This window comes from Stenotrophomonas sp. FR010, from assembly GCF_047520755.2.
In the GTDB taxonomy this organism is placed as follows: Bacteria; Pseudomonadota; Gammaproteobacteria; order Xanthomonadales; family Xanthomonadaceae; genus Stenotrophomonas; species Stenotrophomonas sepilia.
Genome location: NZ_JAXBQT020000019.1, coordinates 60957 through 76373 on the forward strand (window position 1 = coordinate 60957; position 15417 = coordinate 76373).

General features: G+C 67.2%; 18 protein-coding genes. 10 read left to right on the plus strand and 8 right to left on the minus strand.

From position 1 onward, the window contains the following. Positions 1 to 186 precede the first annotated feature (186 nt). Positions 187 to 1008, plus strand: coding sequence for a histone (locus ACM0PK_RS16355; protein WP_414607421.1), 822 nt, complete (start codon positions 187 to 189; stop codon positions 1006 to 1008). A 106-nt stretch (positions 1009 to 1114) separates the two neighbouring features. Beyond that, complete coding sequence (locus ACM0PK_RS16360) at positions 1115 to 1807, plus strand: hypothetical protein (RefSeq protein WP_072168713.1); 693 nt, start codon at positions 1115 to 1117, stop codon at positions 1805 to 1807. A gap of 15 nt (positions 1808 to 1822) precedes the next feature. Here ACM0PK_RS16360 and ACM0PK_RS16365 read toward each other — a convergent pair whose 3' ends face one another. Further along, positions 1823 to 2182 (minus strand): DUF1428 domain-containing protein, encoded by a 360-nt coding sequence (locus ACM0PK_RS16365; RefSeq protein ID WP_049414306.1) that lies wholly within the window; start codon positions 2180 to 2182, stop codon positions 1823 to 1825. A 276-nt stretch (positions 2183 to 2458) separates the two neighbouring features. Here ACM0PK_RS16365 and ACM0PK_RS16370 point away from each other — a divergent pair, with 276 nt between their 5' ends. Together ACM0PK_RS16370 and ACM0PK_RS16375 are read left to right on the plus strand one after the other, a co-directional pair. Further along, a complete protein-coding gene (locus ACM0PK_RS16370) occupies positions 2459 to 3031 on the plus strand; it encodes an OmpO family porin (protein ID WP_414607420.1) in 573 nt (190 codons plus the stop codon). Positions 3032 to 3229: 198 nt separating this feature from the next. Next, entirely contained in the window at positions 3230 to 3907 is a 678-nt protein-coding gene (locus ACM0PK_RS16375) for a response regulator transcription factor (protein ID WP_414607419.1), read from the plus strand. A 6-nt stretch (positions 3908 to 3913) separates the two neighbouring features. Here the strand turns inward: ACM0PK_RS16375 and ACM0PK_RS16380 are convergent, their stop codons facing one another. Continuing rightward, positions 3914 to 4303 (minus strand): DUF6165 family protein, encoded by a 390-nt coding sequence (locus tag ACM0PK_RS16380; protein WP_049414316.1) that lies wholly within the window; start codon positions 4301 to 4303, stop codon positions 3914 to 3916. Positions 4304 to 4481: 178 nt separating this feature from the next. Here ACM0PK_RS16380 and ACM0PK_RS16385 point away from each other — a divergent pair, with 178 nt between their 5' ends. Continuing rightward, positions 4482 to 5180 (plus strand): TorF family putative porin, encoded by a 699-nt coding sequence (locus ACM0PK_RS16385; RefSeq protein WP_414607418.1) that lies wholly within the window; start codon positions 4482 to 4484, stop codon positions 5178 to 5180. On the opposite strand, the gene ACM0PK_RS16390 is transcribed toward ACM0PK_RS16385, so the two are convergent. Beyond that, positions 5177 to 6325, minus strand: a complete 1149-nt coding sequence (locus tag ACM0PK_RS16390) for an MFS transporter (protein WP_414607439.1) — start codon at positions 6323 to 6325, stop codon at positions 5177 to 5179. The genes ACM0PK_RS16385 and ACM0PK_RS16390 overlap by 4 nt on opposite strands. Positions 6326 to 6467: 142 nt before the next feature. Between ACM0PK_RS16390 and ACM0PK_RS16395 the strand changes: the two genes are divergently transcribed. Continuing rightward, entirely contained in the window at positions 6468 to 7355 is an 888-nt protein-coding gene (locus ACM0PK_RS16395; protein WP_414607417.1) for a LysR family transcriptional regulator, read from the plus strand. Here the strand turns inward: ACM0PK_RS16395 and ACM0PK_RS16400 are convergent. Next, entirely contained in the window at positions 7324 to 7791 is a 468-nt protein-coding gene (locus ACM0PK_RS16400) for a YehS family protein (RefSeq protein WP_005420526.1), read from the minus strand. The two genes, ACM0PK_RS16395 and ACM0PK_RS16400, sit on opposite strands and share 32 nt — an antisense overlap. Positions 7792 to 7875: 84 nt before the next feature. Between ACM0PK_RS16400 and ACM0PK_RS16405 the strand changes: the two genes are divergently transcribed. Both ACM0PK_RS16405 and ACM0PK_RS16410 read left to right on the plus strand, forming a co-directional pair. After that, a complete protein-coding gene (locus tag ACM0PK_RS16405; RefSeq protein WP_180885708.1) occupies positions 7876 to 8364 on the plus strand; it encodes a hypothetical protein in 489 nt (162 codons plus the stop codon). Positions 8365 to 8451: 87 nt separating this feature from the next. Then, the gene (locus ACM0PK_RS16410; protein ID WP_180885710.1) at positions 8452 to 9204 is read left to right on the plus strand and encodes an SDR family NAD(P)-dependent oxidoreductase; all 753 of its coding nucleotides are present in this window, start codon (positions 8452 to 8454) and stop codon (positions 9202 to 9204) included. A 130-nt stretch (positions 9205 to 9334) separates the two neighbouring features. On the opposite strand, the gene ACM0PK_RS16415 is transcribed toward ACM0PK_RS16410, so the two are convergent. The 4 genes from ACM0PK_RS16415 to ACM0PK_RS16430 all read right to left on the minus strand — a co-directional run bounded on the left by ACM0PK_RS16415 (position 9335) and on the right by ACM0PK_RS16430 (position 13447). Next, positions 9335 to 10222 (minus strand): SPOR domain-containing protein, encoded by an 888-nt coding sequence (locus ACM0PK_RS16415; RefSeq protein ID WP_111200531.1) that lies wholly within the window; start codon positions 10220 to 10222, stop codon positions 9335 to 9337. A 21-nt stretch (positions 10223 to 10243) separates the two neighbouring features. Beyond that, on the minus strand, positions 10244 to 11932 hold the full coding sequence (gene argS, locus ACM0PK_RS16420; protein WP_111200530.1) for an arginine--tRNA ligase: 1689 nt from the start codon (positions 11930 to 11932) through the stop codon (positions 10244 to 10246). A 113-nt stretch (positions 11933 to 12045) separates the two neighbouring features. Continuing rightward, a complete protein-coding gene (gene radC, locus ACM0PK_RS16425) occupies positions 12046 to 12750 on the minus strand; it encodes a RadC family protein (protein ID WP_014035697.1) in 705 nt (234 codons plus the stop codon). A gap of 70 nt (positions 12751 to 12820) precedes the next feature. Then, entirely contained in the window at positions 12821 to 13447 is a 627-nt protein-coding gene (locus ACM0PK_RS16430) for a response regulator (protein ID WP_072168702.1), read from the minus strand. Positions 13448 to 13646: 199 nt separating this feature from the next. Here ACM0PK_RS16430 and coaBC point away from each other — a divergent pair, with 199 nt between their 5' ends. Both coaBC and dut read left to right on the plus strand, forming a co-directional pair. Continuing rightward, complete coding sequence (gene coaBC, locus ACM0PK_RS16435; RefSeq protein WP_061478746.1) at positions 13647 to 14936, plus strand: bifunctional phosphopantothenoylcysteine decarboxylase/phosphopantothenate--cysteine ligase CoaBC; 1290 nt, start codon at positions 13647 to 13649, stop codon at positions 14934 to 14936. Further along, the gene (gene dut / locus ACM0PK_RS16440; RefSeq protein WP_414607416.1) at positions 14933 to 15406 is read left to right on the plus strand and encodes a dUTP diphosphatase; all 474 of its coding nucleotides are present in this window, start codon (positions 14933 to 14935) and stop codon (positions 15404 to 15406) included. The genes coaBC and dut overlap by 4 nt, the downstream gene beginning before the upstream one ends. Positions 15407 to 15417: the final 11 nt, after the last annotated feature.

Consider the following 15417-nt stretch of genomic DNA (forward strand, 5'->3'; position numbering starts at 1 on the left):
CTGGGTTTGCGTAGCGCAGCACTGAAAAAAAGGGGTTTGCTGCGAACCGCAGGTGGCAACAGGGGCTGCTGCGTACACCATCGGCGTCGCAACAGATGCGATTGCCGGCACATGCCCCGTTCCACGATCGTCAATGTCGGTATAGCATCGCCCCGTTTTGATACTTAAGGCCCGCAGGAGGGCAACATGAGCAACGGTAATGGTGTGTCGGTCGTGACCGACGCTGTCGAGAACGTGAAAGAAGCCGCCACCAACGTCGGCGAGACCATCGCCCACGCCGCCGAAGACGCAGTGAAGTCGGTCAAGAAGACCGTCAAGCGCGCCAGCAAGGCTGCCGGTACCCGCGTGGCCAAGGCCAAGAAGGCCGTGGCCAAGGTCGAGAAGACCGTTGCCAAGAAGGCCGAGAAGGCTGCCAAGTCGGTCGGCAAGACGGTTGCCAACGCCAGGAAGAAGCTGGAAGCGGCCAAGAAGAACGCCAAGGCCGAAGCTGCTGCCCTGAAGAAGGAAGTGGCGAAGAAGAAGGCGGCTGCGGGCAAGGCCGTGACCAAGAAGGCCGCCGCTGCCAAGAAGACCACCAAGGCCACCACCAAGGCTGCCGGCAAGAAGGTCGCCACCGTGAAGAAGGCCGCCACCAAGAAGGCTGCTGTCGCGAAGAAGACCGTTGCCAAGAAGACCACGGCCGCCAAGAAGGTGGTTGGCAAGAAGGCCGCCACCGCCAAGAAGGCTGTGGCCAAGAAGACCGTCGCCGCCAAGAAGGCCGTGGCTGCGAAGAAGGTTGTCGGCAAGAAGGTTGCCGCCACCAGGAAGGTCGCCACCAAGAAGACTGCCGCCGCCAAGAAGGTTGTGGGCAAGAAGGCTGCCGTCGCCAAGAAGGCCGTTGCCAGGAAGACCACTGCTGCCAAGAAGACTGTCGGCAAGAAGGTCGCCGCCAAGAAGGCTCCGGCCAAGAAGGCTGTTGCCAGGAAGACCCCGGCCAAGGCCGTGCGCAAGGTCGCCAAGCGCAAGTAATCGCGCCGTGACCGAAGGCCCTGCCGCCCACCGGGTGGTGGGGCCTTTCGCGTTTTCGGGGCGCGGTCTGGGGCAAGATGCAGATCCTTCCCGCCGGAGCCCCAGCATGCGCGGTATCGATTTCAGTTCCTGGCAGGGCGTGCTGTCCACGTTGGCCGGCCTGGTCCTGATCACCCTGCTGGGCGTGGGCATCCGCCTGCTGGTGATGCAGACCCTGCAGCAGCGTCGCGAGCGCGAGAACCGGCAGATCAACGAGCGGCTGCGCACACTGATGGCGGCCTACAAGACCCTGGGCGGTTCATTCACTGGTGAACTGGGCGTGGATCCCAGCCATCGCCGCGATCTGCGCCAGCGCGAAGCGGCCGAAGGCATCGCCGAACCGCGTTCGGATCGAACGCGTCGCATCCGCGATGCGGTCGAGGCCGCGCTCTCGGACATTCTGTTGCTGGGCACCGACGAACAGGTGCGGCTGGCCGCGCGCGCTGCCAACGATCTTGCACAGGGGCGACCGGTGCATACCCACGAACTGGTGGTCTCGCTGCGCGACTTCGTGCGCGAAGCGCTGGATCTGGCGCCGATTCCTCCCGACCTGCGGATTCCGCCGCAGGGGCCGACCCGCCCCGCTGCCAGTGGTGGCGGCAAGGGGCGCAACGATGGCGATGCCAAGGGCGGCCGTGCGGGTGGTGGCGGAGGTGGGGGCGGCGGAATGGGCGCTGGCATGGGCGGCATGGGCCTCGGTGCCGGCGCCGCACTGGGCGCCGGCCATGCCACTGCCAGCGATGAAACGGACGCGCGCTGAGCACGTCCGCCGGGTTCAGCGGGTCAGCTCGTAGATCGGCACGAAGCCGCCGTAGATCATCCGCGCACCGTCAAACGGCATCGGATTCTTCGTTGGATCAAACCGCGGGTCTTCCATCATCTTCTTCATGCCGGCGTCGCGGGTCGGTTTGTCGGGCCATTCGATCCAGGAAAACACCACCGTCTCGTCCGGCGTGGCTTTCACCGCGCCGAAGAAATCGGTGGTCTTGCCGTGCGGCACGTCATCGCCCCAGCACTCGACCACGCGCAGTGCGCCGTACTCGATGAAGACCGGATCTCCTGTGCGTGCATGGGCGAGGAACTTCTCCTTGTTGGCGGTGGGCACCGCCAGGACGAAACCATCGATGTAGCTCATTGCCAGCCTCCGGATGGACCGTGCCACATGCACGGCCTTCAAGTACACGACGAACCAGCGCGGCGGGGATCGACAGCGGTGGATCGTGAAGAAACCTGAAAATGCACGCGCGCCGCGCGCGTATGCCAGATACAGCCTGAATCAAGCCAAAAAATTCAGCAACGCGAAGGCTGCTGTTTTCAGGGAACGTTGTGGCGAATAACGGAGAATTTACATTCCCGATGCGATGGCGCCCTGGCGCTGCTGCACACCATAAGAAAGTAAAGGTGTACCCCCATGAAGAATTCGCTGATTGCTCTGGCCCTGGCCGCCGCCCTGCCGTTCACCGCCTCGGCTGCTGAGAACCTGTCCTACAACTACGCCGAAGCCGACTACGCCAAGACCGACAACGACGCGTTCAAGTCCGACGGTTGGGGTATGAAGGGTTCGTACGGCTTCCTGCCGAACTTCCACGCTTTCGGTGAGTACAGCCGTCAGGAATTCGACCACACCAACGTCAAGCTGGACCAGTGGAAGATCGGTGCAGGCTACAACGTTGAAATCGCTCCGAGCACCGACTTCGTTGCCCGCGTTGCCTACCAGAAGCTCGACCCGAAGCACGGCCTGGACTTCAACGGCTACAGCGCTGAAGCCGGTATCCGCACCGCCTTCGGTGCCCACGCCGAGGTCTATGGCATGGTCGGCTACGAAGATTTCTCGAAGAAGCACGGCGTCAACCCGGAAGGCCAGTGGTACGGCCGCCTGGGTGGCCAGGTCAAGCTGAACCAGAACTGGGGCCTGAACGGCGAACTGAAGATGAACCGCGACGGCGACAAGGAATACACCGTCGGCCCGCGCTTCAGCTGGTAACCGCTGTTCCGGCGCGCCTGCGCGCTGGAGGCGTCTCAACAGGCCCGGCTCTTGCCGGGCCTGTTGCGTTTGTGGCGGCGCGAAACAAAATGCCGTCTGACTGGTGGCGCACGCGGGCCGAGCATTGCAAGGAATTGGATTCCGCCGCTGCGGGCACCGGCCTACGGTGGATGTTCCATGTTGCCTGGACAGGCCGCGATGCCACCGACACTCCCGCCCCTGCGGCCTGATCGGCCACGACGCCTGGCACTGCTGGATCCGCACCCGGTACTTCGGTTGGGCGTGGAAGTTCTGCTCCGCCAACACAGTGGTGTGCAGGTGCGCGTGAGCCTGTCCAACGAGGCGCACCTGCTGCAGCTGCTGGAGCGCAGCCCGAGGTGTGTCGACCTGCTGCTGATCGATGCGCTGCCGATGGGCGACCTGGGCGATGGATTGGCCCTGCTGCGCGTGCTGTCGCAGCGCTGGCCGGCGCTGCCGGTGCTGGTGCTCTCGGCGCACTGCAACGCCAGTACGGTGACCACCGCGATGCGAGCCGGCGCGCGCGGCTTCCTGTCCAAGTCGATGCCACCGGAGACGTTGCTGCGCGCCATTGACGTGGTCGCTCGCGGAGGGCGCTTCGTGCCACCGGAACTACGCGAGGAGCTGAAGCTGCCACGCACACGCCGGGTATCTGCACCGGTGCTGACGCCGCTGAGCCAGCGCGAGCGTGAAGTGCTCGGGTTGGTGCTGGAGGGCGTCAGCACCAGTGAAATGGCCCTGCGCTCAGGGCGCTCGGCCAGCACCATCAGCTCGCAGAAAACGTCGGCCTACCGCAAGCTCGGCATCCGCGGGGATGGTGACCTGTTCCGCTTCCGTCACCTGCTCGAATGCGGCTGAGCGGCCTTACTCGCCCTGGTACTGCTTCTCTTCCACCAGCGCCGAACCGGCCACGCGGTTGATCTCGTTCTTCACCTGCACGCGCTCGCCATTGGTGCCATAGACACCGCGTGCCAGCTGGATGAATGCATCATCGAACACCTGGGCCGCTTCCTTGTCGCGCAGCTGGTCCTGGATGTCCCACATGCGCTCGTTGATCGCCTTCAGCTGCTGCTTCAGCGCGTCCAATGCCGGCTGCGCCTGCAGCTGCTGCTGCAGCAAGGGCAACAGGCCATCCAGTTCGGTGCGCACGTTGGCCAGCTTGGCAGCATCATCGATGCGCTCGGCCTTGATCTCGAGAATGGTGATCTTGTCGATCAGCTCGCCGATCGATACCGGGGTCAGGATGGCGTCCACGTGGTTGGTTCCTGGAAACAAGGCGCCATGATACCGCGCGGCTGGCGCGTAGCCTCCATCGACGGGATTTACGCCGAATTTGCGCCGCAGGCCGGGCAGCACCCTCGATCCGTTACGGCGGCCCACCCGACACTGCCGTCCCGGCGGCGCGACCGCCTTCGACGAGGAACACAGTGCAGTGAACAGCAAGGGGATGATGGCGGCGCTGGTGGCCGCCCTGGCAGCGCTGCTCGGGATCGGCAGCGCGCAGGCACAGGTGCAGGCCAGTGGCAGTGCTGCATTGACCAGCGACTACGTGTGGCGTGGCAGCTCGCAGAGCGATGGCGACCCGGCGGTGCAGGCCGGCGCGAAGGTCTCGATCCCGTCGGGATGGTACGCCAGCGTGTGGGGTTCGAACGTTTCGTTCAAACCGGACAATGGCGCGCGCAGCGAGTTCGACCTGGTGGCGGGCTGGTCCGGCGCACTGGCACCGGACTGGAGCCTGGATGCCAACCTGACCCGTTACGTGTACCCGGGCACCGGCCGCGCGCTGGACTGGACCGAGCTCAACACCACGTTGACCTGGAAGCAGCGCGCCTGGCTGCAGGTCGCCCATTCCAACGATGCGTTGGCCGGTGGCCATCGCGGTACCTATGCCCAGCTGGGTGTGCGTGTGCCGTTGCACGAACGCCTCCGCCTGGAAGCAGCGGTGGGCCAGTACTGGCTGGCCACCGCGCAGGGCCCGGACTACCTGCATGGGCAGCTCAGTGCCATTGCCACGCTTACCCCGGCATGGGAACTGCGCGCCACCGTGCATGACACGGACAACGCAGCCAAGCGCCTGTTCCCCGGCAACGCCGGTGGGCGATGGGAGCTGGCGCTGCAGGGCAGCTTCTAGTCGGCCAGCGACGCCTGGCGCGCGCGCAGCGCGCCGGGCAGCCACAGCAGCAGGGCCAGCGCAGCCACGGCAGCGCCGGCCACGCAGACGCCGGTCCAGCCGAAGCGCTGGTAGACCTGCGCAGACAGCAGCGAACCCAGTGAACCGCCGATGAAATAGCCGGTCATGTAGCCGGCATTGAGGCGGTTGCGTGCCGCCGGTTGCAGCGCGTAGATCAGGTTCTGGTTGCTGACGTGCAACAGCTGCGCGGCCAGGTCCAGCACCACCACGCCCAGCAGCAATGCCAGCAGCGAGTGTGCGGACAGCCCCAGCGGCAGCCACGACAGCAGCAACAGCAGCAGTGCAATGGCGGTGGCACGCCCGGTCTGGCCACGGTCGGACATGCGGCCAGCCAGGCCGGCCGCCAGTGTGCCGGCCGCGCCGACCAGCCCGAACAGGCCGATGGTGGCGTCGCTGTAGGCATACGGCGGCTGTGCCAGCAGGAACGCGAGCGGGGTCCAGAAGATCGCGAACATGGCGAAGCTGCAGGCGCCCAGCAGCGTGCGCTGGCACAGCACCGGTTCCTGCACGAACAGCACGCCGATCGAGCGCAGCAATGCGAAATAGCCAAGGCCGGCGCTGTGGTGGAATCGCGGCAGGCCGCGCTGCAATGCCATTGCTGTCAGCACCAGGGTGGCAGCGGCGATCGCATACACCAGGCGCCAGTCGCCCAGGCTGGAAAGCAGGCCGGCCACGGTACGCGCCAGCAGGATGCCCAGCAGCAGGCCACTCATCAATGTTCCGACCACGCGGCCGCGGTGTTCCGGCGCGGCCAGCGTGGCGGCGAACGGCACCAGCACCTGGGCCACCACCGAAAACAGGCCGGTGATCGCGGTGCCCACCAGCAACCAGGTCAGCGACGGTGCGCAGGCACTGATCACCAGTCCGCCCGCCGACAGCAGGCTCATCACCACGATCAGGCGGCGGCGTTCGAACAGGTCACCCAGCGGCACCAGCAGGATCAAGCCGGCGGCATAGCTCAGCTGCGCGGCGGTAACCACCATGCCGACCTGGCCGAACGGCACGCCGAAGGCGTCGGCGATGGTGTGCAGCAGCGGTTGCGCGTAGTAGTTGCTGGCCACGGCCACGCCGGTGGCGACCGACATCAGCAGCACCTGCCAACGGTGCAGAGGGGGAAGGGACGGGCTCACGCGATGTTCCAGGAAGCGGGGGCACAGTGTCCGCCTGCTGCGAGCATGATGGAAATGAATCATCATCATCCATGCCATCTGAAAACAAGATAGTTGTATGAACCTCAAGCAGCTCGAGTTCGCCGTGGCGCTGGCCGAAGAGGGCAATTTCACCCGTGCCGCCGAGCGCTGCCACGTGGTGCAGTCCGCGCTCAGCCACCAGATCGCCCACCTGGAACAGGAACTGGGTGCCACGCTGTTCGAGCGCCTGCCGCGCCAGGTGCGGGCCACCGCCGCCGGCGAGGCGTTGCTGGTGCACGCACGCCAGGTGCTGGCCAGCCTGCGCCACCTGCGCGCCGACGTGGCCGCCGTCAGTGGCGAAGTGCGTGGGTTGCTGGCCATCGGGCAGATTTCCTCGCTGACCGGAATCGACGTTGTGGCGATGCTGGCGGCGTTCCAGCGCGTGCACCCGCAGGTGGAGTTCCAGTTGCGCGTGGACAAGAGCGAGGACCTGATCGCGCAGGTACAGTCGCGCGCGCTGGATGTGGCACTGGTCGGCCTGGCGCCTTCGGCAGCGCTGGACGGTGTCTGCCATCAGGTGCTGCAGGAGGAGGATCTGGTAGCGGTACTGGCGCCATCGCACCGGCTGGCCGGGCGCAAGCGGCTGCCATTGGCCGCACTGCAGGATGAAGCATTGGTCGACTTCCCGCGCGGCACCGGCGCACGCCGGCAGACCGATGATGCTTTTGCCGCAGCCGGACTGCCGCACACGGTCCGTTTCGAGGTCAACCTGATGGAACTGGTCGAGCGCTTCGTCCGCCATGGGTTGGCGGTCGGCATCGTGCCGGCATTGATCGCCGATGGGTTCCAGGGCGTGGTGCAGATTCCGCTGCAGCCGACCCCGACCCGGCGCGTGCACCTGGTCTGGCAGCGCCTGCCGACACCAGCGGCGCGGGCGTTCGTCGACGCCGTGCTCAGCCGCGCAGGCGCAGGCTCAGGCCCTTGAGGAAGTTGCGCAGCATCTGGTCAAGGCAACGCCGGTAGTTGGCGTGCCCGGGTTGACGGAACAGCGCGCCCACTTCCGACTTGGAGACATTGAAACCTGCGCTGGCAAAGATCTCCATCAGGTCCACGTCGCGCAGCTGGAACGCCACGCGCAGCTTCTTCAGCACCAGGTTGTTGTCGATGCGGGTTTCCACTGCGCGCTGCGGCTGGCTCTCGTCGCGGCCACGCAGGTGCACGATCAGGCCGTCGAGGAAGTGCGCCAGCGCGCTGTCGTTCATCGCCTCGAAACCGGCTTCGTCCTCGCGGCGCAGCCAGGCCTTCACCTGCCCGGTATCCACGGCAAAGGCCGGGTCGGCCATCTGGCACAGGGCGACCACGTGCTGGTCACCCAGGTCCAGGGAATAGCGCACGCTGCGCAGGACATCATTGTTGATCATGGCCCAATTGTACCGGCCCCTGGCGTGTCACCGGACTGTCATCGAACTGCAGCATCGTGAGCACTCGTTCGCTGGGACCCTTGCATGCGCCGGTATCTGTTTTCCGCACTACTGCTCGCCGGCAGCTTCGCTGCCTTTGCCCAGGACCGCTTCGTACCCGTCGAGCGGCGCCTCAGTGCATCCCAACTGGCCGAGGTCGGGCTCAGTCCAGCGCAGTTGCAGGCGTTGAACCGGGTACTGCGCGAGGCAGAGAGCACGGCCGCCGCGTCGACGGCAGCGGTGGCCCCGGTCGCTGCGCCGCTGCCTGCCAAGGTGCCGGCACCGGCAGCAATGCATCTGGGCCTGGATGACGAACCGGTCAGTGCCCGTGTGGTCGGAGAGGTCGCAGGCTGGCAGCCCGGCACGCTGTTCACCCTTGATAACGGCCAGCAATGGCAGGTGATGAAGGGACAGATGAAGCTGCACAAGGTGTTGCAGTCGCCGCAGATCGCCGTTGTTCCAGGAATTGCCGGGCGCTGGTTCCTGCAGGTCGACGAAGACCTGCCCAAGGCCAGAGTGTTTCGCGTGCGTTGAGCCGGGGGGACGACTGGACGGCGGGCACCTCAGGACGGGCCGGGAATGCCAGAATGGGCGTCCGGTTTTTCCCCCTGGAGTTGCCTGATGACCCGCACTGTCCTGATTACCGGCGCCACGTCCGGCTTCGGCGCCGCCGCCGTCCACCGCTTCGCCCAGGCCGGCTGGAAAGTGATCGCCACGGGCCGCCGCAGCGAACGCCTGCAGCCGCTGGTCGAGCGCTACGGCAAGGACGTGGTGCACGCCGCCGCCTTCGACATCCGCGATGCGGTGGCGATGGAGGCGGCCCTGCTGGCGCTGCCGCCGGCCTTTGGCGAGATCGACCTGCTGGTCAACAACGCCGGCCTGGCGCAGGGCACCGCGCCGGCACAGAGCGCCACGCTGTCGGACTGGACCACGATGATCGACACCAACATCACCGCGCTGGTGACCCTGACCCATCGCCTGCTGCCGCAGCTGGTGAAGCGCAAGGGCGCGATCATCAACATCTCTTCGGTGGCCGGCGTCTACCCGTACCCGGGGGGCAACGCCTACGGTGGCACCAAGGCCTTCGTCAGCCAGTTCTCGCTGGGCCTGCGTTCGGACCTGCACGGCACCGGCGTGCGCGTGACCACGATCGAGCCGGGCATGGCCGAAACCGAATTCACCGTGGTACGTACCCATGGCGATCAGAACGCCTCGGACAAGCTGTACAGCGGCGCCAACCCGATGACCGCCGAAGACATCGCCGAGCAGATCTTCTGGGTGGCCAGCCTGCCGCCGCACCTGAACATCAACCGGCTGGAGCTGATGCCGGTCAGCCAGTCGTTCGCCGGATTCCAGGTCGCCCGCGAGGGCTGACCGGAGTCGTAAACGCTTTTTGTAGAGTCGAACCATGCTCGACTGCATTCAACGGCAGTCGAGCATGGTTCGACTCTACAGAAACAAGAAAGCCGGGCACTGCCCGGCTTTTTCATTCACATCGGCAGGCTTACTGCGCCTTGATCGCCATCGCCTGCAGGCCGGTGCCATCCAGCTTCTGCTTGGCTTCGGACAACTCGCCGGCACTGCCGTACGGGCCCATGCGTACGCGGTACACGGTCTTGCCGTTGATCTGCGCCGACTCCACGCGTGCCGCCAGGCCCATCATGGCGAGCTTGGCCTTGGTGGCTTCGGCGTCACCGGAAGCACCGAAGGCTCCTGCCTGCAGGATGTAGCGGGCGTTGTCGGCGGCCGCCGGTGCAGCAGCGGATGCCGGCGGTGCCGACGCGGCGGGCGCGCTTTCCGCGCGCGGCGCTGGAGTGGCGGCCGCCGTGCTGGCCGACGGGGTTGCCGCGGCCGGGCGCTCGTTCAGCGGTGCCGGCAGCGGACGGTTGGTCGCGGTTAACGGCGCAGTGCTTGCGACGCTGGCCGTTGCGGTCGGTGCCGGCGTGGCCGTACTGGCCGGCGGTACCGGCTTGCCCTCCAGCGCGGCCTGCGCGCGCGACGCTTCGGCCTTGGCCCGGCGCTGATCCTCGGCGCGCGCGCTGGCGGCCAGTTCGGCGTCGGACATTTCCACTTCCTTGCCCGGCAGCAGGGTGTAGAAGTCGTACTGCGTCGCGGCGGGCTTCTCCGGTTCGGCCGGCTTCGGCGTGGCCGGCTGCGCGGCCGGCTGGCTGCCGACATCGCTGTCGGCATCAGCGACCGGGGCCGGCTGCGCGTTCGGGTTCGGCTGCGGACCGGCACGCAGGAAGCCATCGCCTTCGCCCTTGAACAGGTTCGGCGCCGCCAGGAACACCACGGCGGCGATCGCCACACCGGCCACCAGCCACACCCATCCGGGGGTGCCCTGGCTGCTGCTGTTGCGTCGTGCCTGGGTTTTGCCGCGTCGTGCTGCCATGTGTACTGCGTCTCCTGATGCTTACATTTTTTCCGGGGCACTCACGCCCAGGAGTTCGAGGCCGTTGGCCAGCACCTGGCGCGCCGCGCAGGCCAGGGTCAGCTTGGCGTTGCGATCGGTGGCGTCGTCCACCAGCACCGGCGTCCCGTGATACCACGTGTGGAAGGCATGCGCCAATTCACGCAGGTACTGCGCCACCAGGTGCGGCTCCAGCGCCGCGCCGGCCGCTTCCACCACTTCCGGATACCGCGAGATCTCGTTCATCAGCCCCAGCGAGGCATCGTCGGCCAGGCGGCCCAGATTGGCCAGGCCATTGCCCTGCTCGTACACCAAGCCCTTTTCCTGGGCCTGGCGCAGCAGGCTGCAGACGCGGGCGTGCGCGTACTGCACGTAGAACACCGGATTGTCGTTGCTCTGCTGGCGGGCCAGGTCGATGTCGAAGGTCAGCTGCGAATCGGGCTTGCGCGCGATCAGGAACCAGCGGGTCGCATCGCGGCCGGCCTCGTCGATCAGGTCGCGCAGGGTGAAATAGCTGCCGGCACGCTTGGACAGCTTCACTTCCTCGCCGCCGCGCATGACGGTGACCATCTGGTGCAGCACGTATTCCGGCCAGCCCTGCGGGATGCCCACTTCCAGCGCCTGCAGGCCGGCGCGCACGCGCGCCAGCGAGCCGTGGTGGTCGGCGCCCAGTTCGGTGATCGCGCGCTCGTAGCCGCGCTGCCACTTGGACAGGTGGTAGGCCACGTCCGGTACGAAGTAGGTGAAGGTGCCGTCGGACTTGCGCATCACACGGTCCTTGTCGTCACCGAAATCGGTGCTGCGCAGCCACAGCGCGCCGCCTTCCTCGTAGGTGTGCCCGGAGGCCTGCAGCTTGGCGACGGCCTCGGCGACCTTGCCATCGGCGTACAGCGAGCTTTCCAGGAAGTAGATGTCGAAGTCGACGCCGAAGGCGGCCAGGTCCAGGTTCTGCTCGTTGCGCAGGTAGGCCACAGCGAAGCGACGGATCGCCTGCATGTCGTCCGGGTCCTTGGCGCCGACTACCAGCGTGCCTTCCAGGTCAACGCTGGCGCCGGCCATGTAGGCGCGGGCAACATCGGCGATGTATTCGCCGCGGTAGCCGCCTTCCGGCCAGCCTTCCTGGTCCGGCGCAATGCCCTTCACGCGGGCCTGCACCGACAGCGCCAGGTTCTCGATCTGCACGCCGGCGTCGTTGTAGTAGAACTCGCGCTTGGCGTTCCAGCCGTTGGCATCGAGCACGCGGGCCACGCAGTCGCCGATCGCCGCCGCGCGGCCATGGCCGACATGCAGCGGGCCGGTCGGGTTGGCCGACACGTACTCCACGCCCACCGTGCGGCCGTTGCCGGACAGATTGCGGCCGTAGTCGTGGGCTTCCTTGATGACCGACGCGGCTTCGCGCTGGTACGCAGCCGGAGCCAGGTGGAAGTTGATGAAGCCGGGGCCGGCGATCTCGACCTTGCTGACGTCCTCGCTGCGCGGCAGCGCCTCGACCAGCGCCTGAGCCAGTGCGCGCGGATTGCTGCGCGCGGCCTTGGCCAGCAGCATCGCGGCGTTGGTGGCGAAGTCGCCATGGTCACGGGTCTTCGGGCGCTCGACCACGAAGTCCGGCGGCAGGGAGTCGGCGGGCAGGGTGCCATTGGCGCGCAAGGCTTCGATGCCTTGGCTGATCAGGGCGCGGAGGAGATTTTTCACGAGGCCTGCTGTGAGAATGAGCGGCGGAATCGCCCATTTTAGCGCAGATGCCCGCGCCCACGCTGACCAGAACATGCCTGCGGGGGTTCCTGCCCGGTCCTGGTCAGGCCCGCTCAGCCGAACAGGCGTGGCTGGGGCGGGGACAGCAGGCCCCGTTCAGCAAACGAAACGGGGCGGCCTTCGCCGACCACGAAGTGGTCCAGCAGGCGTACGTCCACCAGTGCCAGCGCCTGCTGCAGTTCATCGGTGATCCGGGTATCGGCGCCGGAGGGTTCCGGGTCGCCGGAGGGGTGGTTGTGGCTGAGGATCACCGCTGCCGCATTGTGCAGCAGGGCTCGCCGCACCACCTCGCGGGGGTAGACCGGGGCGGCATTGATGGTGCCCTGGAACAGTTCCTCGCAGGCGATCAGCCGGTGGCGGTTGTCCAGGAACAGCGCCATGAAGATCTCGCGGGCCTGGCCGCGCAGGCGGTGCTGCAGGTAGCGGCCGACCGCGGCCGGGTTGTTGCCGACCGCCTCGCCCTGCTGAAGCTCGGCGGCCAGGTAGCGATGGGCCAGTTCCAGGCCGGCGGCCAGTGCACAGCTTCGTGCCGGCCCCAGCCCCGGCAACCGGGCCAGCTCGCGGGCCGGGCGGTCCAGCAGCACGCGCAGCGGGCCATGCGCCTGCAGCAGGTCGCGGGCGGTCTGCACCGCGTCGCGTCCACCGAAGCCGGAGCCGAGAAACAGCGCCAGCAGCTCTGCGTCGGACAACGTGGCGGGGCCGCGGGCGATCAGCTTCTCGCGGGGACGTTCCTGCTCGGGCCAGTCATGGATGGGCATGCCTGCATCATCGCCAGCGCGGGTGATGCGTCCCATCAGGGCAGGACGCACGCCCGGGTAGGCTGTTGCCTCAGTCGCGTCGCGACTGCAGATAGGCGAACAGCTCCTGGTTGTTCTGCAGCCCCAGCTTGCGCTTGGCTTCGGCCTTCTGCCGGCTGATCGTTTTCGGACTGCGGCCGCAGTGGACGGCGATGGCGTTCACTTTCAGCCCGGCGGCCAACAGGTCCAGCACTTCCTGTTCGCGGGCCGACAGCGCCGCCGGCTCACGCGCGAACATCAGGTCGCGCGCCTGCAGGTGGTCGCGCAGCTGCTGCGAGACGAACACCTGCCCGGCCATGGCCGCGTTCAGGGCCTGCGGCAACTCCCCGAAATCGGCGCACTTGTCGACCAGGCCACTGACACCTTCACGCAGCAGGCCATCGAGCAGGCCGGGGTGACGGGCGCCGGTAAGCACCACCACGGGCATGCCCGGGTGGCGTTCGCGCAGCTCAGCGATCAGTTCCGGGCCATCCGGGCCGGTGCCCGGCATGGAGAGGTCGGTCAGCACCGCGTCGCAGCCGTGGTGCTCAACCAGCTGCAGCAGCTGGGCGCCGTCACGCGCGCTGCCGACGACCTCCATCAGATGGGTCTGCAGCACGATGCGGATGCCGTGCAGGACGACGGGATGGTCGTCGGCGATGATGATGCGCGGGTGCACGCGGAATCCTCGAAAAGCGAAGCGGCACACCTGCGGTGGCCACTGACGATTCTGCAAACGTGGCCGGCCAACAGGTATAGGAAAGTTCCGAATCGCAGTGCCTTGAACCCCGGAAGCGTTGTGGCGCAAGTCCCATCTGCTGATAGCCGCCCGCTATGTGTGCCGTGTACCGGGACATTGCCGACCATCGGGTAAGCTAATGCCCTCGTTTGCACAGGAATTCCAGGTGGCTGACTCCCCCAACGCTTCCCCCGCGCCGGCCCGCGCGCTGGAAGGCCAGAAACTGCTGTTGTGCGTCGGAGGCGGGATCGCGGCCTACAAGGCCCTGGAGCTGGTGCGGCGCCTGCGCGATGCCGGTGCCCAGGTGCAGGTGGCGATGACCGCCGGTGCCCAGCAGTTCGTCACTCCGCTCAGCTTCCAGGCCCTGTCCGGGCAGCCGACCCGCACCACGCTGTGGGACAGCGCCGCCGAGCAGGCCATGGGCCACATCGAGCTGGCCCGCTGGGCCGACCGCATCGTGGTCGCGCCGGGTACCGCCGATCTGCTGGCGCGGCTGGCCCAGGGCCATGCCGATGACCTGGTCAGCACCCTGTGCCTGGCCAGCACCGCACCGCTGACGATCTGCCCGGCAATGAACCACCGGATGTGGCTGCATCCGGCTACCCAGGCCAACATCGCCCTGCTGCGCCAGCGCGGTGCGCAGGTGATCGGCCCGGTCGATGGCCCGCTGGCCGAAGGTGAATCCGGTCCCGGCCGGCTGGCTGAACCGGGCGACATCGTGGCCGCGCTGGTGGCCAATGGCGGTACCGCTGCGACGGTTGCCGCGCCGGAAACCCGTGCCCTGCAGGGCTTGCGCCTGCTGATCAGTGCCGGCCCGACCTACGAAGACATCGATCCGGTGCGCTACGTCGGCAACCGCAGCAGCGGCAAGATGGGCTTTGCCCTGGCCGCTGCCGCCGCCGCGCTGGGTGCGCACGTGGTGCTGGTCAGCGGCCCGGTCCAGCTGCCGACGCCACCGGGCGTGCAGCGCATCGACGTGCGCTCGGCCGCGCAGATGCGCGATGCCGTACTGAAGTCGCTGCCCGCCGACATCTATATCGGTGCCGCCGCAGTGTCCGACTACACCCCGCGCCAGGTCGCCGCGCAGAAGCTGAAGAAGACCGCCGACAGCCAGTCGCTGGTGATCGAGCTGGTGCGCACGCCGGACATCCTGGCCGAAGTCGCCGCGCAGACGCAGTCGCTGAAGCTGGTGGTCGGCTTTGCCGCCGAGACCCACGACGTGGAGAAATATGCACGCGGCAAGCTGATCGACAAGCGCCTGGACCTGGTGATCGCCAACCAGGTCGGCATCAGTGGCGGTGGTTTCGAGAGCGACAACAATGCCGCCACGGCCTTCTGGCAGGACGGTGAACAGGTATTCCCGGCCACCTCCAAGCGCGAACTGGCCGAACAACTGCTGGCGCTGATCGCGCGGAGACTCCAGGCATGACCCAGGCATCCCTTTCCCGGCCGCTGCAGGTCAAGCTGCTCGATCCGCGCTTTGGCGACAGCTGGCCGCTGCCGGCCTACGCCACCCAAGCCAGCGCCGGCATGGACCTGCGCGCGGCGCTGGATACCGCACTGACCCTGCAGCCGGGCGACACCGCGCTGGTGCCCAGCGGCCTGGCCATCCACATTGCCGACCCGAACCTGTGCGCGGTGATCCTGCCGCGTTCAGGGCTGGGCCACCGGCACGGCATCGTGCTGGGCAATGGCACCGGCCTGATCGATGCCGACTACCAGGGGCCGCTGCTGATCAGCGTCTGGAACCGTGGCCGCGAGGCCTTCACCATCGAGCCCGGCGATCGCATCGCGCAGCTGGTGGTGGTTCCGATTGCCCGCGTCAGCCTGCAGGTGGTGGATACTTTCACCGACAGCGTGCGGGGCACGGGTGGATTCGGCCATACCGGGGTGCGTTGACAGGGGACATC